Annotated in this window: 20 protein-coding genes; 10 read left to right on the top strand and 10 right to left on the bottom strand. The window is 47.6% G+C overall.

Translation table 11 applies throughout. The features are described 5' to 3' along the window. Nucleotides 1-295 precede the first annotated feature (295 nt). From EDC56_RS01600 to EDC56_RS01575, 6 genes are all read left to right on the top strand, one after another. Entirely contained in the window at nucleotides 296-1,957 is a 1,662-nt protein-coding gene (locus EDC56_RS01600) for an AMP-binding protein (RefSeq protein ID WP_123710783.1), read from the top strand. Between the two features lie 184 nt (nucleotides 1,958-2,141). Next, on the top strand, nucleotides 2,142-6,080 hold the full coding sequence (gene hrpA / locus EDC56_RS01595; protein ID WP_281273330.1) for an ATP-dependent RNA helicase HrpA: 3,939 nt from the start codon (nucleotides 2,142-2,144) through the stop codon (nucleotides 6,078-6,080). A gap of 210 nt (nucleotides 6,081-6,290) precedes the next feature. Next, nucleotides 6,291-6,680 (top strand): hypothetical protein, encoded by a 390-nt coding sequence (locus tag EDC56_RS01590; RefSeq protein ID WP_123710782.1) that lies wholly within the window; start codon nucleotides 6,291-6,293, stop codon nucleotides 6,678-6,680. Nucleotides 6,681-6,854: 174 nt separating this feature from the next. Beyond that, a complete protein-coding gene (locus EDC56_RS01585) occupies nucleotides 6,855-7,607 on the top strand; it encodes an MlaA family lipoprotein (RefSeq protein ID WP_245980624.1) in 753 nt (250 codons plus the stop codon). Nucleotides 7,608-7,735: 128 nt separating this feature from the next. Beyond that, nucleotides 7,736-8,917 carry a SpoIIE family protein phosphatase gene (locus tag EDC56_RS01580; protein WP_123710781.1) on the top strand — a complete coding sequence of 394 codons (1,182 nt, stop codon included), beginning with the start codon at nucleotides 7,736-7,738 and terminating at the stop codon, nucleotides 8,915-8,917. Between the two features lie 2 nt (nucleotides 8,918-8,919). Then, a complete protein-coding gene (locus EDC56_RS01575; RefSeq protein ID WP_123710780.1) occupies nucleotides 8,920-9,411 on the top strand; it encodes an STAS domain-containing protein in 492 nt (163 codons plus the stop codon). Between the two features lies 1 nt (nucleotide 9,412). On the opposite strand, the gene EDC56_RS01570 is transcribed toward EDC56_RS01575, so the two are convergent. Both EDC56_RS01570 and tal read right to left on the bottom strand, forming a co-directional pair. Then, nucleotides 9,413-9,868, bottom strand: coding sequence for a tellurite resistance TerB family protein (locus EDC56_RS01570; RefSeq protein WP_123710779.1), 456 nt, complete (start codon nucleotides 9,866-9,868; stop codon nucleotides 9,413-9,415). Then, a complete protein-coding gene (gene tal / locus EDC56_RS01565) occupies nucleotides 9,861-10,814 on the bottom strand; it encodes a transaldolase (protein WP_123710778.1) in 954 nt (317 codons plus the stop codon). Before tal ends, EDC56_RS01570 begins: the two co-directional genes overlap by 8 nt. 178 nt (nucleotides 10,815-10,992) lie before the next feature. Here tal and EDC56_RS01560 point away from each other — a divergent pair, with 178 nt between their 5' ends. Beyond that, nucleotides 10,993-11,373 carry a hypothetical protein gene (locus EDC56_RS01560; protein ID WP_148059275.1) on the top strand — a complete coding sequence of 127 codons (381 nt, stop codon included), beginning with the start codon at nucleotides 10,993-10,995 and terminating at the stop codon, nucleotides 11,371-11,373. Nucleotides 11,374-11,384: 11 nt separating this feature from the next. On the opposite strand, the gene dusA is transcribed toward EDC56_RS01560, so the two are convergent. From dusA to EDC56_RS01535, 5 genes are all read right to left on the bottom strand, one after another. Continuing rightward, on the bottom strand, nucleotides 11,385-12,425 hold the full coding sequence (gene dusA / locus EDC56_RS01555; protein WP_123710776.1) for a tRNA dihydrouridine(20/20a) synthase DusA: 1,041 nt from the start codon (nucleotides 12,423-12,425) through the stop codon (nucleotides 11,385-11,387). 110 nt (nucleotides 12,426-12,535) lie between these two features. Next, a complete protein-coding gene (locus tag EDC56_RS01550; protein WP_123710775.1) occupies nucleotides 12,536-13,051 on the bottom strand; it encodes a DUF6942 family protein in 516 nt (171 codons plus the stop codon). Nucleotides 13,052-13,192: 141 nt separating this feature from the next. Beyond that, nucleotides 13,193-14,842, bottom strand: a complete 1,650-nt coding sequence (locus tag EDC56_RS01545) for a GMC family oxidoreductase (RefSeq protein ID WP_123710774.1) — start codon at nucleotides 14,840-14,842, stop codon at nucleotides 13,193-13,195. A 153-nt stretch (nucleotides 14,843-14,995) separates the two neighbouring features. Continuing rightward, the gene (locus tag EDC56_RS01540; RefSeq protein ID WP_123710773.1) at nucleotides 14,996-15,547 is read right to left on the bottom strand and encodes a YtfJ family protein; all 552 of its coding nucleotides are present in this window, start codon (nucleotides 15,545-15,547) and stop codon (nucleotides 14,996-14,998) included. Nucleotides 15,548-15,618: 71 nt separating this feature from the next. Continuing rightward, complete coding sequence (locus tag EDC56_RS01535; protein ID WP_123710772.1) at nucleotides 15,619-16,368, bottom strand: methylenetetrahydrofolate reductase; 750 nt, start codon at nucleotides 16,366-16,368, stop codon at nucleotides 15,619-15,621. Between the two features lie 329 nt (nucleotides 16,369-16,697). Between EDC56_RS01535 and EDC56_RS01530 the strand changes: the two genes are divergently transcribed. Then, nucleotides 16,698-18,782, top strand: coding sequence for a putative bifunctional diguanylate cyclase/phosphodiesterase (locus EDC56_RS01530; RefSeq protein ID WP_148059274.1), 2,085 nt, complete (start codon nucleotides 16,698-16,700; stop codon nucleotides 18,780-18,782). Nucleotides 18,783-18,785: 3 nt separating this feature from the next. Here the strand turns inward: EDC56_RS01530 and EDC56_RS01525 are convergent, their stop codons facing one another. Together EDC56_RS01525 and EDC56_RS01520 are read right to left on the bottom strand one after the other, a co-directional pair. Next, nucleotides 18,786-19,565 carry a dioxygenase family protein gene (locus EDC56_RS01525; protein WP_123710770.1) on the bottom strand — a complete coding sequence of 260 codons (780 nt, stop codon included), beginning with the start codon at nucleotides 19,563-19,565 and terminating at the stop codon, nucleotides 18,786-18,788. 299 nt (nucleotides 19,566-19,864) lie between these two features. Beyond that, nucleotides 19,865-20,314 carry an SRPBCC domain-containing protein gene (locus tag EDC56_RS01520; protein ID WP_123710769.1) on the bottom strand — a complete coding sequence of 150 codons (450 nt, stop codon included), beginning with the start codon at nucleotides 20,312-20,314 and terminating at the stop codon, nucleotides 19,865-19,867. A gap of 30 nt (nucleotides 20,315-20,344) precedes the next feature. On the opposite strand from EDC56_RS01520, the gene EDC56_RS01515 reads away from it, so the two are divergent. After that, nucleotides 20,345-20,890, top strand: a complete 546-nt coding sequence (locus EDC56_RS01515; RefSeq protein WP_123710768.1) for a YaeQ family protein — start codon at nucleotides 20,345-20,347, stop codon at nucleotides 20,888-20,890. A 19-nt stretch (nucleotides 20,891-20,909) separates the two neighbouring features. Here the strand turns inward: EDC56_RS01515 and EDC56_RS01510 are convergent, their stop codons facing one another. Next, nucleotides 20,910-21,485: a hypothetical protein gene (locus tag EDC56_RS01510; RefSeq protein ID WP_148059273.1), complete on the bottom strand. Its 576-nt coding sequence runs from the start codon at nucleotides 21,483-21,485 to the stop codon at nucleotides 20,910-20,912. Between the two features lie 449 nt (nucleotides 21,486-21,934). On the opposite strand from EDC56_RS01510, the gene EDC56_RS01505 reads away from it, so the two are divergent. Further along, the gene (locus EDC56_RS01505) at nucleotides 21,935-23,125 is read left to right on the top strand and encodes a TonB family protein (protein ID WP_162844048.1); all 1,191 of its coding nucleotides are present in this window, start codon (nucleotides 21,935-21,937) and stop codon (nucleotides 23,123-23,125) included. The last annotated feature ends 56 nt before the right edge of the window (nucleotides 23,126-23,181 follow it).

The raw sequence follows: 23,181 nt of genomic DNA, 5'->3' as shown, positions 1-23,181 counted from the left end.
TGATAGCTTTCTACAGTGACCGAGAGCTTATAGTGTACCGCAGATAGTGAGTACGGGGCTATTGCTTCAGGGAGCAGGCATAGTAATTTCTCGAGGCTATACTGTATTGCGGCGGGGGGTGAGTTGTGAATCTCATGTTACCAATGATAACATCAATGACGGTTTGTCCAGGAAGTAGCTTTCATTGCTAAATAACCTGCGGCTTAATCGGGGCGTATATTGCGTGCAATTCGCCTATATCAGAATTTAAAAACAAAATAATGGCGACGTTACGTTTTGGCCACTGGGAGAAAAAATGAGTACTGATGTGAAAACTAAGGAACACATGGCGATTGCTGAGCCGATTGACATGAGTGAGTACGCTAATTTGGTGGATGTTTTCGCTACGGCCTGTACTCGTTTTGCAGGTAATGATGCTTTTACCTGCCTTGGTCATACGATTAACTTCGCCGAGCTGTATGAGAAAGCAGGCCATTTTACCAGTTACCTGCAGAATCACACCGATCTACAGCCTGGTGATCGTGTCGCGATGATGTTGCCTAACTTGCTGCAATATCCTGCTGTGGTTTTTGGTGCTTTGCAGGCAGGTATGGTCGTAGTTAATACCAACCCTCTTTATAGTCACCGTGAGATGGTGCATCAGTTTAATGATGCCGAGGTCAAAGCAGTAGTCGTTCTGGCAAACATGGCGGCAGAAATCGAAGCTATTTTACCTGAAACAGGTATTAAGCAGGTGGTTGTTACCCAGCTTGCTGATTTTCATCCGCCGATCAAGCGAACAGTGATTAACTTTGCTGCTAAATATATCAAAAAGATGGTGCCACCCTATGCCTTGCCCGGGCATATCATGTTACTTGACGCGATGAAGCTTGGCGCCGTTAAGGCCCCCGTTATCTGTCAGCCTCAACCTGATGATATTGCAATGTTACAGTATACTGGTGGGACAACCGGTGTAGCCAAGGGTGCAGTGTTGTTGCACTCAAACCTAGTTGCTAACGCACTACAATGCACGGAAATGTTTAAGGGGTACGGTATTACGGAGGGAGCGGAGACGTTAGTTTTACCTCTTCCGCTCTACCATATTTATGCCTTTACGGTGTCGTTACTGATCTCACATACTGGTAACCACACCATCCTAATTCCTAACCCGCGTGATCTTCCTAGCGTGGTTAAGGCAATGAACGCGCAGAAGTTCACCATGTTTTCCGGCCTAAACACTTTGTTTGTTGCGCTCTGTAATGACGAGTCGTTTAAGGCGTTAGATTTCACAAACTTGAAGGCGACCATTTCTGGCGGCATGGCACTGACCGGTGATGCGGCTAAGAGCTGGCACGAGGTGACTGGGTGCGAAGTCTACGAGGGCTATGGCTTGACAGAAACCGCGCCGGTTTTAACCGTTAACTGTGGTGGTCCGGGTGGTAACCAGGTTGGAACTATTGGCGTGCCTGTACCAGGTACTGCGCTAAAAGTCGTTGATGAGAAGGGCAATACATTGCCTCGCGGTGAGGCTGGAGAGCTTTGCGCTAAAGGGCCTCAGGTGATGCGTGGCTATTGGCACCGCCCTGAGGCGACGGCGGAAGTATTCGATGTTGATGGTTTCTTTACAACAGGAGATATTGCCGTTATTCAGGATGACGGTTACCTGCGTATCGTCGACCGAAAGAAAGATATGATTATCGTTTCGGGCTTCAATGTATTCCCCAATGAAGTTGAAGAGGTATTAGTGAGGCACCCCTCCGTACTTGAGTGCGCCGTTGTCGGAGTGAAGGATGATAAGAGTGGTGAGGCACCGAAGGCTTTCGTTGTTGTTAATGACTCGGCCGTTGATGCGGCAGAGCTCAAAACATTCTGTAAAGAGAGCTTGGCTGCATATAAAGTGCCGCGCTTCTTTGAGTTCCGTGATGAGTTGCCCAAGTCCAATGTGGGTAAGGTGCTTCGTAAGGATCTGCGAGAATAAACCTTGCGGTAGCAGATGATCAGCTGCACCGAATATACAATGACGCTATAATGCATTATCTGGCCCCATCTTATGGGGCTTTTTTTGTATGATTTTTGGCGTTAATTTACACGCCAGTCATAGTAGCGACAGGTGGCAGCAATGAATAGCCTGTCGTTTGCTCTGGAGTGGAAGAGGTGTGCGGGTGAGTGTTGAGCAGTTAAAAACATTGTCTAGGCAAGTCGATCAAGCGATGATTAAGGATCGTCATCGTTTGAAGCAGGCTATTGGTCGAACGAAATCTTTGCTAAAGCAGGGTAAGCCAACAGATAAGAGTGTCGAAAAGCTGGTTGCTCAGCAGCAGAAATCTATTGAAATGGCGCAGCGTCGCCGGGAGAAACTTCCCACCGTCAACTATCCAGAGCAGTTGCCAGTAAGCCAGTTGAAAGATGAGATTCTTTCAGCGGTATTGGCGCATCAAGTTGTTATTGTGGCGGGAGAGACCGGCTCGGGTAAAACAACACAGCTGCCGAAGATATGTTTGGAGGCGGGTCGAGGTGTTTTCGGTAAAATAGGCCACACCCAGCCACGCCGCTTGGCTGCAAGAACTGTTGCGCATCGTATCGCCGAAGAGCTCGCAGTGCCAATGGGTGAGCAGGTGGGTTATCAGGTGCGGTTTAGTGATCACAGCAACCCAGAAACGCTGATCAAGCTGATGACTGACGGTATTTTACTTGCCGAAACACAGCATGACCGTTACTTACAGCAGTACGATACACTGATCATTGATGAGGCGCACGAGCGTAGCCTGAATATCGACTTCTTACTGGGCTATGTTAAGCAATTGTTGCCGAAACGCCCTGACCTCAAGGTGATCATCACCTCTGCTACTATCGATGTGGAGAGCTTTTCTCAGCACTTTTCCGGTGCGCCTGTGGTTGAAGTCAGTGGTCGAGCCTACGATGTACAGGTCGAGTATTTTCCGCCAAGTGATATGGCTGATGGTGAGGCTAAGGATGGAGATACTGCCGCACAAATTGTTGAGGCGGTTCACCATATCTGTGCGCTTGAGGCGAAAGGGCAGGGTCATCGTCAGGGCGACATTTTGGTGTTTTTGCCCGGTGAGAGGGAGATTCGTGAGTCGGCGCTGAAGTTGAGGCGGGCTGAGATTCCCCATCTTGACGTCTTGCCCCTGTACGCACGACTGACGGCATCCGAGCAAGATCAAGTCTTCAACCCATCAAAGTCCCAGGGGCGGCGTATTGTATTAGCGACGAACGTTGCTGAGACGTCATTGACCGTGCCAGGAATTCGCTATGTTATCGATAGTGGTGTGGCGAGGATTTCACGCTATAGTTATCGGACAAAGGTTCAGCGACTGCCGATTGAAGCGGTCTCGCAGGCGAGTGCAAACCAGCGCAAGGGGCGCTGTGGGCGGATTGCCGAGGGTACCTGTGTACGGCTTTATGATGAGGCCGATTTTATATCGCGGCCTGAGTTTACTGACCCTGAAATATTACGCACCAACTTGGCAGCGGTTATTCTGCAAATGCAGGGGCTGGGGTTGGGCGATATTGAGCAGTTCCCCTTTATCAACGCACCAGATAGTCGCTTAGTTCGTGATGGTGAGAAGTTGCTAGAAGAGCTCGGTGCCGTGAGCGCTCCGGGTAAGCTATCAGCCTTGGGGCGCCAGCTACTCGCGCTGCCAGTTGATCCTCGTATTGGTCGAATGGTATTGGCGGCGGCTCGAGAGGGTTGCTTGCGAGAGATGTTAATTATTGCGGGTTCGCTGAGTGTACAAGATCCGCGCGAACGGCCGGCCGATAAGCGTCAAGCTTCTGATGAGAAGCATCGGCGTTTTCAGCAGCAAGACTCAGACTTCGTGAGTCAGTTAAAGCTATGGGACTATTACGAGCAGCAGCGCGAAGAGTTATCACAAAATCAACTGCGAAAAATGTGTAAGCGCGAGTTTCTCTCTTATATGCGCATGAGGGAATGGCGCGATATTCACCATCAGCTGCGTCTAGCGATAAAAACACTTAAATTAAAAGAGAATACCGAACCCGCGAACCAACAGCAGATTCACAGGGCGTTGTTGGCGGGATTGCTTGGTCATATTGGATTTCGTGATGAGGGCAAGGAGTATTACGGGGCGCGTAATCGTAAATTCCATCTGTTCCCCGGTTCCGCTGTCTATAAAAAACCGCCAAAGTGGGTGGTTGCGGCGGAGTTGGTTGAAACGAGTAAGCTATTTGCTCGCACCATTGCGCTGATCGAACCAGAGTGGGTGCTTGATTATGCCGGCCATCTAACAAAGAAAGATTACAGCGAACCTCACTGGAGCACGAAGAGTGGCCAGGTCATGGCCTATGAGAAGGTCAGTCTATATGGTTTGGTGTTAAGTGATCGCCAACGCGTCGACTTTGGTAAAATTGACCCAGTCGTCAGTCGTGAGATATTCATTCGCTCCGCTTTGGTGGAGGGGTTGTATCGTCAGAAGGCTGCCTTTAGACGGCATAACCTACAGCTTTTGGCGGAAATTGAGCGACTGGAGGCGAAGACACGTCGGCGTGATATTTTGGTTGACGAGCAAGTGCTTTATGAGTTCTTTGATCAGCGTATACCGGAAAATATTTGTAGCCTGAGCAGCTTTGAGCATTGGCGAAAGGAGTGTGAAAAGCAGCAGCCTGAGCTGTTGTTTCTGACGCGTGAGTACCTGATGCGGCATAGTGCAAGTGGTGCAGGCGAGGCGCAATACCCTAATAGTTTACAGTGGCAAGATATTACTGTGCCGTTGAGCTATCACTTTGAGCCTGGCAGTAAGCTTGATGGTGTCACTGCCCATGTACCAGTAGCCTTGCTTGCTCGTTTACCCGACCACTTGTACGAGTGGCTGGTGCCTGGCATGTTGTTTGATAAGTGTGTTGCCTTGGTTAAGGCCTTACCAAAGAGTTATCGAAAAAACTTCGTGCCGGTACCAGAGTATGTTGAGAAGGCCTTGGCGCTTTTAGAGCGTTCAGATAGCTCGCTAGTGGAGGCATTGAATGAGGCTTTACGGCGTATTACAGGCGTTAAAATACCCATCGAGCAGTGGCGTGCCGAGACTTTAGAGGACTATTATCGAATGAACTTCCGCCTGCTCAACGAGCGTGGTGGAGAGATTATTTGCAGTCGTGACCTTGCGGCTTTAAAGCATGAATACCAACAAACAGCACAGCAAACATTGGCTAAGCAGGCTGATAATCGCTTTGAACAGGCTGACATTACCGAGTGGAATTTTGGCGAGCTACCACTAGAGCATCATTTTAAGCAAGCAGGCATGAAAATTAAGGCTTATCCGGCCCTAGTTGATGACAAGAAGAGTGTCTCTGTTAAGCTGCTTGACTCGCAGCAAGAAGCTTTTGAGCAAAGCCAAGCCGGTTTGTTACGTTTGCTGATGTTAGCCTTGCCGCAGCAGGTCAAATATCTAAAAAAAGAGCTGCTTAAAAGTAATAAAGCGAATTTAAGTCTAGTTGGGGTTGCGCAAAAATCAGTATTCCTCGATGACCTGATTGCAGCTGTCTTTCGCCGTACCTTTTTGTCAGATATTACGCGTGCTGATGCGGTGCCGAGGCAGCGCCAAGCGTTTGAGTCTTTGCTTGAGGAAAAACGTGCGGACTTGGTGGCTAATGGTTATGAGTATGAGCAATTGGTCGAGACTATATTGACGCTTAACCAAAAGGTGATGGCAAAGCTGAAAACGCTGAACTCGTTGGCTTGGGCATACTGTGCGAGTGATGTTAAGCGGCAGTTGTCCGGTCTATTCTTCAGTGGTTTTGTTGATCATGTGCCGTATCCCGTTTTACTGGATTACCCCCGTTATCTTAAGGGGGTTCTTGAGCGGCTTGAAGGGCTTGGTGGCGCGGAGTCTCGAGACAGGGCTGCGGTTATTAAAGTTGATGCGCAGCTGAAATTGCTTGATGATAAAATTAATGGCGATTTCTCTCTTTTGCGTGAAGACCACAGCTTGTTCGAATTCCGCTGGGCCATTGAGGAATATAGAATATCTTTGTTTGCACAGCGTTTGGGAACGAAGCATCCAGTTTCGGAAAAGCGCTTGAAAAAGATGTGGGTTGACGCGACCACCGTCGCGGTAAAAGTGTAGGGGATAAGTTGTTCGATGGCGAAATGATGGTTAGAATGACTATAGTTTGTAAAGAAACTATTTCTCAGACATGCTGTCAGACAGGATGATGCAGCCGAGCAAAATGTGAATTTTTCTCGGCATGAACATTGAACATTGAACATTGAACATTGAGAATAGTTCTTGTTTTTAATTAACTACATAACAGAGACGGATGTCACGGAGATTAGAATGATTAAATTAGTTAAAATGATGGCGGCGGTCCTTGCTGCTTCGTTGTTGTCTACAGTTGCGCTTGCAGAAACAACGAACCCCTTCGCTATTGACCAGGTTTCAAATGGTATTGAGCAGGTCAATTACAATAAAGAAGATGGTAAGTGTGGCGACGGTAAGTGCGGCGGCGACATGAAAAAAGAGGCTAAATGCGGCGGCGACATGAAGAAAGAAACTAAATGTGGCGGCGACATGAAGAAAGAGGCTAAATGTGGCGGCGACATGAAGAAAGAGGCTAAATGCGGCGGCGACATGAAGAAAGAAGCCAAATGTGGCGGCGACATGAAGAAAGAGGCTAAATGCGGCGGCGACATGAAGAAAGAAGGCAAGTGCGGCAACAGTCATTGAAGAAATAACTCCGTTAGTATACCCCTGCACTTAACAACAAAGCCCGTTAACAGCGGGCTTTGTTGTTTTTGGCTCATCGAAGGTGCACTATTCTATCTAGCTTGTCTCTTTGACTAACGCTATAATCTCACGCCGAAAATGTCGGCGAGTTAATCAGAGTGTAGCGAGTATTGAATGGAGCAGATGAGAATGTTCAGCCAAGGAAGAGCGGTATTACTAACGGCATTGTTTAGTTTAGCTTATGTGATCCCTGCGGCAGCTGATGCGGTTGACGCGGTTGATCCGTGGGAAGGGCTTAACCGCAAGATATTCGCTTTTAATGATTATGGCGACCGTTATCTGCTACGGCCCGTTGCCAGTGGTTATCATTATATTACTCCAGACCCTATAGAGACGGGCATTAGCAATGTTTTTAGTAATAGCTATCTAGTCGTAACCTTAATGAACGACTTATTTCAGCTTAAGTTTCTTGAGCTGGGGCGCGATGGTGCGCGCTTTACTATCAACACGACTGTTGGTCTACTTGGCTTTTTTGACGTGGCGAGTAAGATTGGCTTAGAGCACCGTAGGGAAGATTTTGGTCAAACACTGGCTTATTACGGCATGCCCTCGGGTCCTTACATAGTATTGCCTTTTTTAGGAAGTAGTACAGTACGGGACGGTTTTAGTTTGATACCCGACGCTCAACTAGCACCAGTAATCAGTTCTATCGATCACATTCCTACTAGAAATCAGGTGTTTGCAGCGAATCTTGTGAGTAAAAGGGCCGACGTGTTAGCTGTTGAGCAGTTGTTGACCGGCGACCGTTATAGTTTCATTCGCGATGCTTATCTGCAGCGTCGAGAGTGGTTGATAAATGATGGTGCGGTAGAAGACAATTTCGGTGATGAAGATTTTGATGATTTTGGCGAAGAGATTGATTTTTAATAGACTTTATAGTCGTTTGCTTTGATCTATTGTCGATAATGGATAACAGGCGTAGAGTGAGGGGAGCACAAGGTGGTATTGTTTTACGCTGAAGCAATATAACGATAAAGGCTGTTGCCGGAGCAGATATGCCGACAGATGAAAATGCTGTGATTTTGACGATCGACGACGACGATGGCGTCAGACAGAGTATCGCTGCCTATTTAGAGGATAGTGGCTTCAGTGTGATTGAGGCGGTTGATGGCGAGCAAGGACTGACGCTATTCGAGCAGTATTCGCCTGATATTGTGCTAACAGATTTAAGAATGCCTAATATAGACGGTTTGACAGTGCTGCAGGAAATTACCAAGAGGGTACCTGAGCAGCCCGTTATCGTTATTTCGGGGGCAGGAGGAATGAACGATGCCGTCGAAGCTTTAAGGCTGGGGGCATGTGACTACTTTATTAAGCCAATAGTTGATCTTGAGGTACTTGAACATAGTATTGCGCGCTGCCTCGAACAGAGCCGGTTACGGGAGGAAAACCTCCGTTATCGTACTGAACTTGAAGCTAAAAATACACAGTTGAAGTTTAACCTGAAGTTGCTGGAGCAAGACCAGCAGGCGGGGCGAATGATCCAGCAGAAGCTGTTACCGGCAAGTCCGCTTAGTGCTGGTGATTATTCTTTGAGTCACCGGATTATTCCTTCACTCTACTTGAGTGGTGATTTTGTTGATTACCTGATTGTCGATGGGCGTTGGCTTACCTTCTTTATTGCCGATGTCTCCGGCCACGGAGCCTCTTCTGCTTTTCTTACTGCGTTACTGAAAAACTTTTCGGCTCGGCAATATAGCTATTATCAACGTGGCCGTAGCCAAGCGATACTTGAGCCTAAGACTTTCTTGGGTAAGGTAAATCGATCGTTATTGAACTCCGGCTTTGAAAAGCATATGACCATGTTTTTCGGTGTGATCGATATGACGAGTAATGAGATGTCGTATTCAGTTGCGGGTCACCTACCGTTGCCCATCCTTGTTGCCGATGGAAAACCTGAATATATTCAAGGTAAAGGGATGCCTGTTGGGCTTTTTGAAGAGGCAGACTTCCACGAGAATACGTTGCAGCTACCCAATACTTTTACCTTGAACTTGTTCTCGGATGGTATTTTAGAGATACTGCCGCCGCCTGATCTGATGGCAAAAGAGGCGTATCTCCTAAACTTATTTTCAGGGGAGCCTAAAGATATGGCGGAGCTATCTCAACTATTGGCCCTCGACACGGTAGAAGAGGCACCAGATGATATAGCGGTCTTGATGATTGTTAAGGGGTAGAGATGCAAACGGGAAAGATATGGGTCGCTAAGCATGACGGTGCTTATATGATCAAATTTGTCGGCGACGTCAGGATGACTTGGTGTACGTCTTTTGACAAATATTTACAGCTAATTTTTCTCGATGAGAGCTTTAAGAGTATTTTGATCGATGTTTCTGAAGCTGAGGGCATCGATAGCACAACGCTTGGTTTGTTAGCAAAACTGGCGATTCAAGCGCAACGTCATTATCAGCACACCCCTGTGATATATTCGCCAGAACCTAGCATCACTCGGCTACTTGAAAGCATGGGCTTCGCCGATGTCTTTAGTATGACCGGTACCCTTGAGGGGGCCTGGGATGATGTGGTCAGCTTGAGCGATGGTGATTGTAGCGAGGAAGAGGTAAGGGATAAGGTTATCGAAGCACATAAGGTGCTGATGACTATGAACGAAGGGAATCGCCTTAAGTTTGAAGAGCTAGTTTCAACACTTGAGGCGAGTATCGACAGTTGATTTAGCTTGGGTCGTTAGAGAGCTGTTTTTCGGCCTCGAGCTTGGTCTGAATATAAACAGAGTGTGGCACGGAGATTAGCTCGGAAATCTTACGTATTAGTGATTCCTCGTGCTTGTCTAAGTGCTTATCGGCGTAGGCGATTTGCCACATACAGAACATGAACTGGCGGCGTTGTTCGGCGCCGTAATGCTCTGTGACTAGCTTCGTGAAGCTGTAAAGGTCGGCACTCTCACGTTGACGTTCTTGTGCAATAGCGTTAATTTCTTCTAGCCTTTGTTCGTCTAGCTCGAACAGTTTCTGCATAACGGCTTTGGTGGCATTCACTTCAGCCTCCTCTACCGTATCATCAGCCATGACTAGTTCGAGCAATAATGCACAAGCAGCGATTTCTATGCTGTCTTGTGCTGCAGTGGCATCGCTGGGTTGAGTAAACAACTCTACTAGACGCTTAAGCATTTAATGTCGCCAGCCATTGCTCGAGCTTGACTTGGTCGGCAGCAAAGTTACGTATACCTTCAGCTAACTTTTCTGTCGCCATAGGATCTTGATTCATCGCCCAGCGGAAGTCCTCTTCGTTTAGTGATATGCGCTCTTCATCACAGTGGCCACTTGGGCTGAGTTGGCGCTCTAAAGAGCCATTATCTGCTTCTAGCTCGGCTAGCAGTGCAGGGCTAATAGTGAGGCGGTCGCAGCCAGCCAGTGCCTCTATTTCGCCGGTGTTACGGAAACTTGCTCCCATAACGACCGTCTCGTAGCCGTATTGTTTGTAGTAGCGATAAATTCGGCTAACTGAGACGACACCAGGGTCTTGCATGGGGGGGTATTCTTTTTGGTCGGTGTTGTGCTTGTACCAGTCCAGGATACGGCCGACGAAGGGTGAGATAAGGAAGCATTTGGCCTCGGCACAGGCGACGGCTTGGGCGAAATTGAAAAGCAGGGTGAGGTTGCAGTTGATGCCTTCTTTCTCGAGACTCTCGGCTGCTTTAATGCCTTCCCAGGTTGAAGCAATCTTAATTAAAACACGGCTCTTATCGATACCTCGCGCTTGATACATGTCGATCAACTGGTGTGCTTTGGCAATGGTGGCTTCGGTATCGAAAGAGAGGCGGGCGTCAACTTCGGTCGAGATGCGCCCAGGGATCGTAGTGAGGATTTCACTGCCGATAGCGACAGCAAGATAATCGATACAGAGGCTCATTGCGCTGTCTTGCTCTGTCTGTTGCTGGCTCCAAGCGAGAGCTTCATCCACTAGAGGGCGATAGCGAGGCAGTTGTGCGGCCTTAAGTAGCAGTGAGGGGTTGGTTGTGGCGTCACGAGGGGTGAATTTCTCGATCGCCTCTACGTCGCCGGTATCGGCCACAACATCGGTCATGTTTTTGAGTTGCGTTAGTTTGTTGTTCATGCGGGCCCAAGTTGGTCAAAGGTGTAGTTAAAGGTGTCGTTAATGTATGCCGTTATGCTAACCCATGTAATTTAAGGCGACCATGGCTATAGCGCATTTATCGCTAAAGATAGCTGCATATTAACGTTGGCTGTTAGATAATATGAGACTATTTTTTTCTAATGCAAGAGTAATGTACATGTTTATAAGAGGGGGTTTTATCTTGGCGGTGTTATTGCTGCCTGCCTGTGCTAGCTTTTGGCAGCCGTCTGGCAAGCCAGCTACATCGCTGGCGATTGACCTGAGTAGTTTCAATAATATGGGGTTGTATGGTCCCCCGGATGGGTTGAGAAGTTTGAGTTACGAGTTTTGTATCCCTGCGGACACCGCAATCTTACGGCGCATTGAAACCATCGACGTCAAGGCAAGGGTGTACCGAAGCTCACCTGGACGAATAGGCTGTAATGATCATCAGTGGTTGATGATTAGCGATACGCACCGTCCTGACTACCGCAAGGTGCTAGGGCGGCTTGCTGCTGAGCCTGTAATCGATAAGATTGCCCCTGTTTGGTTTGAGTAGTCGCTCGCAGGCTAAAGCTCTAGTGCCGCTAGGGCTTGCTCCAATACCTCGGTGCCTGCACCAGTCTTGTGGGCATTCTCACTAAGATACCGGCGAAACATCTTCGCGCCCTTTACGCCTTGAAAGAGCCCGAGCATGTGCCGAGTAATATGATTAAGGCGGACATTATTAGTGCTTAGCTGTGCCTCGATATAGGGATACATCGCCCTAATTGCGGACTCTGGTCGAGTGCGTTCACTTCTATCGCCGTAGATTTCTCGGTCGACATCCAGCATCAAGCTTGAGTTGTAGTAGGCCTCGCGACCGACCATAACGCCGTCAACGTGCCGTAGGTGTTGCTGGCACTCTGCAATTGTTTTGATGCCGCCATTGATGATAATTTCGAGGTCCGGCAGGTCTCGCTTGAGCTGGTAAACCATCTCGTAGTCGAGAGGTGGGATTTCACGGTTTTGTTTTGGGCTGAGCCCCTGCAGCCAAGCCTTGCGGGCATGTACGATAAAGCTCTGACAGCCGCAGTCAATGAGAGGCTGAAGAAAGTCGAGCAACTCCTGGTAGGACTCCATGTCGTCAATGCCGATGCGGTGCTTGACGGTAATATCAATGTCGCTGACGTCCTGCATGGCCTTGATGCCGTCGGCAACGAGCTCAGGTTTAGCCATGAGGCAGGCGCCAAACATGCCATTCTGTACACGATCGGAGGGACATCCGCAGTTTAGATTGAGTTCGTCGTAACCCCACTGGCTTGCAAGCTTTGCGCAATGGGCGAGAGCGGTTGGATCACTGCCGCCAAGCTGGAGTGCGATAGGGTGTTCGCTCTCGTCATAATCTAGGAAGCGTGCTGGACCGCCTTTGCCGTGGATTAGGGCGCCAGTTGTAATCATTTCAGTATAGAGCACGGCCTGCTGGCTGAGCTGGCGTAAAAACACGCGGCAATGCCTATCGGTAAGGTCGAGCATAGGGGCGACACAAAAGCGACGATCGATATTCCGGGCTTTATTGCCATCTACGGGGATAGCTTGTCTATCGTCAGAAGGATGGAGGTTATCAGGCATGAGTCGTGTAGGGCCTTTCGCAGGGAGTAAGGTTGGCTGGTGATAGAAGCATGGCGGCGGATTTTAACGTAATCTGCGTGTGACTGCACTAATGAGTGTCGTGGCTAATATTATCCGGAGATACTTATTAGCTGGCTCAAGTACTCAATTTTAGTGTTGCTGAGCTGCCTGTAATCGAAGTAGGGGGTGACGATGAGTGGGCGTTGTTTGTGCTGGGCGAAATCATTGTCTAGCCAGTTCAGCTGTGCGTCATCGATGAGCTGCCGAGCGTACTGTTTACCGCAGACAATTTCTAGCTTGGCATATGGCTGCAGCTTTTTATGCGCGCAGAATAACTGCTGGCGACTGCCCTGCTGTAATAGTTGTCTTTCACGTAAATCTTGCCAGCTATCAAAGTGTTGGCTATCGAGTTGATAAAGTAGTTTGGCATATATATTGAAAATCTTTCGCCAATGATTGCCCGTCAAGCTGACGATGTTGGTAATCTCGTTAGGAGATATAGCCCTTAGTGAATGGCCATCTTTACAGAGGTCAATTTTTGGCGCATTGGCGATGTAGAGACGAATATCGGCCGTTTTATCGCCAAAGTCGCAGGTGGGTTGTGGTGCAATGCTGTGATCAAGCATGACGCAGAGTTACTCCCTGCCGGTTTATGTGAAAAACAGATGATAAGAGGAGCGCTTATCATACGCAGCAAAGATGATGTGTACAGTGATAGAGGTTCGAACGGGAGCCTCGCGCATCGTTAGGGCGCGAGGCTTTGCCTGCTAGGCAGGCTCGTGACATTCTGTAGTGACCCTATAGTCTAATGGGCTGCGGCTATTGTTGGGCTTTAATATGAAGTCGGCACATTTCTCGGCGATCATTACGCATGTAGCATTGGTGTTGCCGGACAATATGTGAGGCATGATAGAGGCATCGGCGACGCGTAATCCCTCGACACCGTATACTCGTAGCTCAGGGTCGACAACAGCCATTTCATCGACCCCCATTTTGCAGGTCCCTACAGGGTGGTAGACCGAATTGCCGGCGCTGCGCGCGTACTCCAGGATATCTTCGTCGCTGTCGCACTGGGCTCCTGGTAGAATCTCCTCTTCGCGGTGGGCGTCAAGTACGGGGGAAAGGAATATTTCACGAGCCCGCTTTATTGCCGCGACGATGTCGGTGCGATCCTGCTCTGTCTGTAGATAATTAAACTTAATGCTAGGGTAGGTTGTAGGCTTGTGGTCACGAATATGCACCGACCCAACACTTGATGGTTGAGTGATGCAGACGGTCGCAGTTGTGCCGGGGACGGTGATTAAGTTGCCTTTCTTGTCTTTCTCGCTGGCGGCAGGTGCAAAGTGGATTTGTGCGTTGGCGTGTGGTTTATTTTCGTCGGTCTTAAAAAAGGCACCGACCTCAGAGGCCGGGTGAGCAAACAGCCCGCGGCCTTTAATGAAGTAGCTAAATAGGTTTTTGATGAAGGCCAGGGGCCTTGTCTCTTCGTAAAAAGTAACGACATCTTTTAGTTTCTGCTCGATATTAACAGTTAGGTGATCCTGCATATTTTCACCGACACCAGGGCTATGATAAACAGGACTGATGCCGTGGCGCTTTAGCAATTGGCTATTGCCGATTCCGGATAACTCAAGTAACTGTGGCGAGTTAATCGTGCCGCTGCATAGAATGATTTCTTTGCGTGCACTGGCGTTGAATCCTTTGCCTTTAACGGTGTAGTTGACAGCGCTGGCGCGCTTGCCAGTAAAGACAATTTTATCTGTTAAAGCATGAGTGATAACGGTTAAGTTAGAGCGCCCTTTAGCTTGCTTCAGGTAGGTCGCAGCGGTACTTTGTCGCTTACCGTTTTTTATGTTGACTTGGTATCTACCCATGCCCTCAAGCGTGGCACCGTTGAAATCTTCGGTATAACCCATACCGACAGCCATGCCGGCTTTGATGTAGAGTTCACCTAGAGGGTATTTATTGACGGGGTTGTCGACCCAGAGAGGGCCGCCGCTGCCATGGTACTCGTTAGCACCGTTGACATTATGCTCGCTACGCTTGAAATAAGGCAGAACGTCGTCATAACTCCAGCCAACGCAGCCATTGTTAGCCCAGTTGTTGTAGTCATTGCGATGACCGCGAATATAGACCATGCCATTGATAGAACTTGAGCCACCTAAGACTTTACCGCGTGGCTGCTCCATCTGGCGCTGATGCATCTCCGGCTCGGGGTCACTGAGATAGCACCAATTATTAGCAGGGTCTTTCATTAGAAAGGCAAACCCTAAAGGCATACTAATCATAGGACTGCGGTCTTTACCTCCAGCCTCAAGTAACAGGACTCGATTGTCGATGTTTGCCGATAGCCTGTTGGCGAGGGCGCAACCGGCGGAGCCAGCGCCGACAATGATATAGTCATATTCTTGCGACATAGCGGATATCCTTTATATGGTGAACCATCATTAGTTTTATATCGGACTACTTTGCTGTCCAGAGAGTAGGAGAGCAAGAAAAAAATATTGATATTATAATGAATTCACCCGCCAGAGTGACGGGCGTATAAAACGTGTGGTTGTGACCATGAACTATTTCAGTGTGTCTTTTAATTTCTTGATGGCTATTGAGGCCTCGGCCTCATCAAAGGCCCCTTGTTTGAGATAAGCAATTTGACCTTTTTTATCTAAGATAATAATGGCAGCGCTCTTTTCATCTAGTTGCCAGTGCTGACGTGTTTTGCCATTGCCATCGAGGATGAAGGTCACTTCGGGGTGCTTTTTCTTGTTGGATTTGACCTCAGACATAACGAAACCACTAGTACCCCATAGCGTGTCATCTAAGTTGATAATGGTTGTGCTGTGCAGTACATCGAGCGGAATGGCCTCGAGCTCTAAGGCATCGGTGAAAGGTCTGATCATTTTATCTGAAGCCATGCGTCCAGCAAGGTACATGACGACATTAACCTTGCCATTATCCAGCGCTGTGCTTTTCCAGCCTGCGTATTGAGTATTGTCACCATCGAGAGTAATTTCTCCTTTGTTGGCGATTTCTGTGTTGGGTAAAGGCTGGTTGACCTCTAGAGCAAGAGAACTGAAACTGAGGCTAGCAAGGGTCAGGTTAAGTATTATCTTTTTTATCATAATGTTATTTCCTAATATGGCTAATGGCAGCAAATGAACATCCGTGTTGCCAGCAACGTCGAGGGCTGTCGTTAAATGATGCCCTGTAAGTATTCTTTTAGGTCGGCCCTAATCGGCATGAAGTAGATATTCTGTCCTCTACTTCTAACAAATGCTAGTGCCTGTCTGGCAAATTCTCTGTTCCATTGCATGCTTGGTTCGAAGTCATTAGGGAATATAGCGTTGTTTCTAGTCTGCCAATAGGCCTTTGATCGCTCCCCCAAAACGGGGCTAACACCCCAATATATAATAGTTTTAGGCATTATCTCGGCATAGAGAGACATGAGGCGAATGTCGAAAAAAGGCTGGGTAAAGAATCCATCAGCCCCCGAAGAAATCTTCTGCTGGCAGTAGAGTAGTTCTTGGCTGAAGCTTTGGCGATAGGGGTCTAGCGCGGCAAATACTTTTTTCTCTGGCCAGTGTTGCTTTATGTATTGGATGAGTTGACAGCTGGTTGTGGGGTAGATGGAGCGACCTAAGTCTTGTGGTTTATCGCCCGTAACAATGAGTAGTTCATCCATGTCGGCGACAGCTGCGGCGATGTTGTCAGGGTGATTAATCAGGTCAAAGTCTATAGCACGGAGGTGTGGAATGCAGTGGGGTATGGCCAGCTTTGCAGCGCTACAAGCATCCCAGCTGCGCAGTTCAAAACGCATTAGATCCGGGATGTTAATGGTATCGACTTTATTAAAGCTGCTCGTCAGTACGTCGAGTTCATTTTCGAGACTGTTGTTGTCCCTGGCGACGATTTCGATGGAGATCCGCGTACTGTTGTTGCTCATAATAGATACCGCACTAATTAGATTTTAAAAGGTTTATTGTTTAAGAACTGGTCTACAGTTGATTGTAGTGCTCTTCGCCTCTGGCTTAAAGCTTTACTCGGCTGCATTGTTGTTGTGGTGTTAGCTTGCACATACTAGAGCGAGACGTAAGTAGTTAATGGCTTGGGAGTGTAATCGCTTTGGACGGCTCAATAAATAGGACAGGACGTCTGTTGTTGCTTAGGCCTAAATTGATTGGGCTGTGTGAGCAAGCGACGACACAGCTTTTGTTATTATGCCGAAATCAAACTTTGATTGACCTTTGCCGTTCTATCTTACAGGAACCTGGGGTGTTGTTAGTTTGCGCCTCTAATCTTGACGAGGCGCGTCAAGCTCTGGCCGAGGGTAATATTTTTTTACTATTGGCAGATACGGAGCAGATGAGTGTGTTGGAGGGCCTCCTTGCTCTAGTGTCGAGGCAAGCGGCTCCGCCACCTGTTGTGCTGTGTTCGAACAATGGTTCCGAGCAGCCTACAGGTAATATAGGATGGCCGTTTGATGAGGTTATACTCCCGCTTACCTCTAAGCAGTTAGAAATAAAACTCTCGTTGTATTATTCATTGTTTCAATATGAGCGAAGCATAGAGCGCCTACGCTTTGAAAATCAGTTGGTTGAAGAAGGGGAACGCCGGCTTAAAAATGATAATAAGCTGTTACTGCAGGCTGTTGCAGAGCCTCTTCTCGCCGCTGACCTTGAGGGGAGGATTACGTTTGTTAATAACTCGGCTTGTCAGATGCTGATGAGCGATAGTGATGGCTTGATTGGCAGGTTGATGATCGATTTTATTCCGGTAGATTTGGCCGGTAATTATGCTAGCAAGTGGCGTGATACGTGTTTCTATACTGATTGTGTGTTGGCGAAGGTAGTTGTTGATTTTGAGATAGCTGTTCACTGGCATGGTTCAGAGCGCTGCTGGAGAACGGAGTGCTTGGTGACCCCGATGTTGCATGAGGGGGAATGTGTGGGCGTTGTCGTCACCCTGCATGAACTGGCAGAAAAGAGCTCTGCTGAGAAAAAGCTGCGTCGTATATTAGAGAAAGACCCGTTAACAGGAACGATGAGTCGCAGTGCTTTTGATCGTGTCTTATCGAGCCAGATTCAGTTTTCTGCTCGTCATCATCAGCAATTTAGTCTGTTGTTTGTCGGATTAGACCGTTTTAAGCAAGTGAATGATAGCTTTGGGCATGAATGTGGAGACCTATTGCTCGAACTAGTTGCGGGGAGAATTGTAGGCATTGTAGGTGAAAATTGCGGGCGTTTTGGTGGAGATGAATTTGTCATTCTGCATGGGAATATCGATTCTATAGCTGATAGCGGTGAGCTGGCTTCATTACTTTTACTTTCGCTAGCAGAGCCTTATATTATAAAAGGAAACACAGTCTATATAAGCGCTAGTATAGGTATTACAGACTATCCAAATTCAAGTAGAGATAGCAGTGAGTTGTTAAATAATGCAGGTTTAGCATTGAGTCAGGCTAAAAGTTCAGGCGGTAATGTGTATCGGTATTACGTCAGTGGTCTACAGCACCATATGGCAGAGGAGTTAGTGCAGCTTAATCTGCTGAGATCTGCTATAGAGAATAATGAGCTCACTTTGCGCTATCAGCCTCAGGTGGATGTCTTGACTGGGCGGGTGGTAGGGTTTGAGGCATTAGTTCGTTGGTTAAGGTGTGATGGGACCTTAGTAATGCCGGATCAATTTATTCCTTTGGCCGAGTCTAACGGTATGTTAAAGGCAATCGATCGTTGGGTATTGGAACAGGCTTGCATTGCTTGCCAGCGGTGGATTGAGCGGGTGCGGCGGCCGATTAGGATTTCAGTGAATATCTCAGCAGCTGAGTTTGGTCGCCCTCAGTTATTGAAGGATGTGAGTGAGCTGCTCCAGTTGACAGAGCTGCCAGCAAATTGTCTCACACTCGAGGTGACGGAGCGCCTCCTAATCGACAAGCATTTACCGGTAAGGGAGGCGTTGCAGTCTTTGCATAACCAGGGCGTCTTAGTAGCCATCGATGATTTTGGTACAGGTTATTCGTCGTTGTCATATTTGCAAAGTTTACCGGTAGATGAGGTGAAAATAGATCGCAGCTTCGTCAAAAACATTTATCGCTCGAGTCGTAGTGAGCATATTATTAAGTCGATTATTAGTTTGGCCAAAGACTTGGATTGTAGTTTAGTAGCGGAAGGGGTTGAAACAGAGCAGCAATCTGGCTTTCTTGCTAGTCTAGGTTGTGGTGTGCAGCAAGGTTACTTATTTAATCGCCCTATGAGCGAGGAACAGGCGATGGCGCTTCTTTGCTCGGAGCGGGTGCGAGCAAAGTGTGCAGGGGGAGGGGCAGTGGATTTAATTGCTATGCTTAACGATAACCTTAATTAAAATTTAGCCAAATCGGATTGATCGACTGCAACTGGCCTCGAAGCTATTGATAGAGGGGGTAGAGCTAATAAGCGGGTCTTTCTTGTCACGTATTGCGTCAGCATATATTAGTGGTAAATAATGTTCTGCAGTTGGCACAGAAAGCTCGCTGCCGTAGTGTTCTGAGTAGTGTATGAGTGATGACGTATCGCTATTTTTAAGGGCGTTGTATATCGTTTTGTCAAAGCTACCCGCCCAAGTAACATCATTTATATTTCCGCTCATCCAAGCCTGCCAAGCGGCTATATTGTGTACTATATTGCCTGAGCATAAAATTAACACCTCTTCTTGTCTAAGCCATTTAAGCTGTTTTGCTAAGTCCCAGTGTTGTTGTGGGCTAAGTTTACGGTTTAAACTAATCTGTAAGGTGGGTATGTTGGCGCGAGGAAAAAGTTGATTCATGAGAGACCAACAACCATGATCTAAACCCCGCTGCTGATCGAGCTGAATAGAGGGCACCCGTCGGTGTACCTCTTCGGCGAGTATCGGTGCACCGGGACAGGCGTACCGTAGTTGGTTTAGTTGAGCGGGGAAACCGCTAAAATCGTGCAGTGTTGGAGGGCTTCTGTGGTGGGTGATATAAGTGCCGTTGCTCTCCCAGTGTGCAGAAATGACGATTACGGCTTTAGGTGAAGGAGTGCCAATATAGAGTTTATGCCAATCCCTGCTAAATGGGTTGTCCTCGATTGCGTTCATTGGGCTGCCGTGAGCTAAGAATAACAAAGGATATTTAGAGTTAGTCATTGTTTCACACCACTTTTTAAAGGGGGGGGTAATGTTAGTGGTATTGACTCATCAATGAATTACTTGTTCTGCAGCGTAGTGTCTTTTTCCACGAGTGTAATCGTTAAGAGTGACCAGGAGTAAAGTACGGATTTTTTATGGTTGCTATTCGTGCCGACCTCTAATAGGGAGTGGCTATCAGTGTGGGGGGCACTGGGACTCATCGTGCTCTCGTTATCAGAATTGCTGTTGAGAGGGAGGTTATTTGACCGTAGTTTATCTGTTGCGGCGACGAAGGAGGTGGTGAGTTAAAAAGGAAATTAATTGCTCGTCATTGCTTCGCAATAGTTCTTGAGGGCGTCTGCTTCGGCGGCTAGCCCCTTCGACAAAGCAGCGCCAAACTTACGCTGAGCAAGGCCTGCAAATAGACCTGAGAGGTTTAGCTCAACTCTGTAATGAGTCGCGCCTTCCTCTGTCAGTGAAAAGTAGCGATGACGTGAGCCCTTGGTTAGAAAGGTGAACCAGCCCTTGTCTTCCCAAGCAAAGTATTTGTCCGTTTTGTAAGCTAGGATTGTATGGTTATACTCCTCCAGCTTGTCTCGGCCAAGATCGACTTTGACTCTTACGCTATCCCCAGGTTTGACGGAGCCTTTCGCCTCTTTGAGCCAAGGGTTCCAGCGATGATAATGATCGATACCGATGACGGTCTGAAACACCTGGGTGGGAGTGGCATTGATTATTCTTGTCTCGCTTAGTGTTAATATGGGCATTTTAACTGATAGCAACTCTGTGAGCAGTGAATGGCGCTTAAATCTACGGTCTACAAAATTCAATTACAAGTATCCGATATGAACCGGCACTACTATGCTGAGCATCATTTATCTGTTGCATGTCACCCCTCTGAATCTCTATTGCGCATGTTAACAAGAATTATTGTATTTGGCCTTAACGCCGATGAGAAATTAACCTTTGGTCGAGGGTTGTCGGAGGTCGATGATGCGCCGTTATGGCTGAAAGATGATACTGGCGAGGTTAAGTTGTGGATAGAGGTGGGAAGTCCATCCGTTGATCGGATGATGTGGTTGAGGGGGAAGTCAGACACTTATGCGAACTATTCCTATCAAGAGTCGTCGCGGGTATGGTGGGCAAAGCATGGGGCTGAATTGTCAGTACTAGATAAGTGTGAATATTACTTGCTACCTGAGGCCTTACTGAAGACTTTGACTGGGGGGATTAAACGACAAATGAAGATCGGTTTATTAGTGACTGATGACACGATTATGTTGACAGGAGATCTCGAGGCTGAGTTTTTGTTAGAGAAGATGGATAGCCTCGAGATAGGGTGAGTTAGTTCTTTTATCGAGGCTAGAGGTCGATTGGTGCGACACATTGCCCCGGTAGTTTTGTGTACTCAATACTTTGACGACTGATAATCGTACGTCCATCACTTAGGACGAGAAGTAATCGATAGGGTTGTTTGTCATTGATTAGGTCAGAAGCGATGGCAAGCGTGAAAGGGGTTGCTGTCTCCGGGTTGGCAATAACTTTTCTTGATATAAGCTTTTGATTGATCGTGCTTTTTTTGTCTTCTTGGATGAGTGTGATAGAGAGCTGTTGGTCATCGGCTTGCTGCAATATATTTACACTCCCGCAAAGGATCTGTACTGCAGCCCGTTGATACTCACCATTAAAGTAGGAGCCTTCTGAAATGATTAGGTTATCCCCTTTTAGTGAATAATGGAGCTCGCTGAGCTCTGGTGAGGGGACTTGTTCGGTGGCTGTGAGCCAAAGCAATGATTTCCCTTCGATACCCCAACTCTCGCCAAGCCAGCTAAAAATATTGTATAGCTGTAAGTCTCCCTGAGGCCCGAGATAGAACCCTTCAGGCTCACCGTTTTTACTGGCTTTAAGCCATAGTCCGGTAATATCCTTTGGCTTCATTGGCTGGCTGCTGCAAGCTGTGATTAGGAGAATGAGGGAGAATATAGTAATGCGGATCATAAAGGGCTCGGTACAAACAGTTATAGTATCGGGGATAGACAGCAATGTCGCTGTAATAGTTTCAATATAGCAAAGAGGCTGGTCTTTTGAAAAGCAATGCCAGAGCCCGACGCAGAGGGGGGGGGAGCTTATAAAAGCAGGTAGGTATGGGCTGCCCGAGGTTATTTCTCGTTGTCTTTTATTGAAAGGCACTGCTGTTAGAGGCGAAAAAAGCTATACTCCTCAATGCTAACGACTTTATTAGGCTTTTAGGCTAGTGTAGAGTGATAATAAAGGGCTATTCGGTGGCACGATGGTGCTGTAAGTTGATCAAGAATGACACCTTGAAGCATCAGGATAGCTACTAATAATAAAAAATTTGCTATTGGATGAAAGTGGGCAGGAATGTGATGCGAATAATAACGATTGTTTTCTTTAGTCAATTAATGAGTTTTATGGCTGTTGCTGAGACGTTACCAGAAGGCATGGTGTTAAACGGAGTGGCCGAATTTAAAGAGTTAAACCGCTCTTATTTTGTTGGTGCGCTGTATTTAGAAGAGCCTGCAAATACAGCAGAAGCGGTCCAGGCGCTTGCTAGTACACGGCGAATGATGGAAATTCGAGTCACGGCCAAGCGCTGGAGTCCTAGGCGGTTCTCGAGTCAGTGGACTCAGTTGATTGTTGCTAATAATGAAGAGGCAATGTTGAACCGTTATTCCGATGAGTTTATAGCTTTTAATAACATGGCCCGTTTTAGCCTGAAGCGTGGAGACACTTTGCTTTTTGACCAAAGCCCGGATGGCAAGATTGTGATACATGTTAATGGTGTCAAGACGGCCTCATATGACCGAATTGGTAGTTTTGATATGCTGCTGAACACATGGATAGGTAAGCGACCGCCTTCTACAGAGTTTAAGCAATCAATATTGGGGGCTGTAGATAATGCTGGAGCCCTATCGTTGTATGAAGCTACAACTGTTCAGCCTGAGCGTCGGGATATCGTAGTGCAGTGGATGGGGGCGATGCAGCAGCTTGCGATGGCTGCTGGTTCGGGCGAAGTTCCTGCAGCTTCTTTAGGGGGGTTGGCAAACGCAACGACAGAGGCCGTTGATGCCGCCTCTACGTTAGAAATAGTACCCGATAAGATAGAGAGCACTAAGCCAGCAAGTCAGTCGATAGTCGTTGAAGAAAAGGAGGTGGTTGCAGAGCTTGTTGAAGAAAGTGTGGCGGTCGAGGAGGAGCTTGTCGACGACTTGGAGCTTGGGGATGACTTCGATATTGATCCTGAAATTATCCAGCAGCAGCACGATATGATGTTGAAGCTTTATCGCTCAAGTATTGTCAAGCAAACATTGCGTAAGGTTCAGTACCCGAGTCGTGCTATTAAGCGTGGCTTAGAAGGGCTGGTGGTTGTCGAGGTGCGCCTAGATCGTTTTGGTAAGCGCTTATCTGCAGAGAGAGTGCAGTCAGCCAAATATAGCTTGTTAAATAAGGCGGCTATGGCCGCAGTGTCTTCTGTAGAGAGTTATCCTGCTGCCCCAATAGCTCTAAAGGGGGATGTCATCTCGGTTAAAGTGCCGATTCGCTTTGCACTTAACTGATCGTTAGGTCATGGAGTGTAAATAGGCGGCTACAAATAGCCGCTTTTTTGTGTCAG

The organism is Sinobacterium caligoides (assembly GCF_003752585.1).
Lineage (GTDB): Bacteria > Pseudomonadota > Gammaproteobacteria > Pseudomonadales > Sinobacteriaceae > Sinobacterium > Sinobacterium caligoides.
Note: the sequence above shows the minus strand (reverse complement) of the source record. Positions and strands in the feature narration are given on the sequence as shown.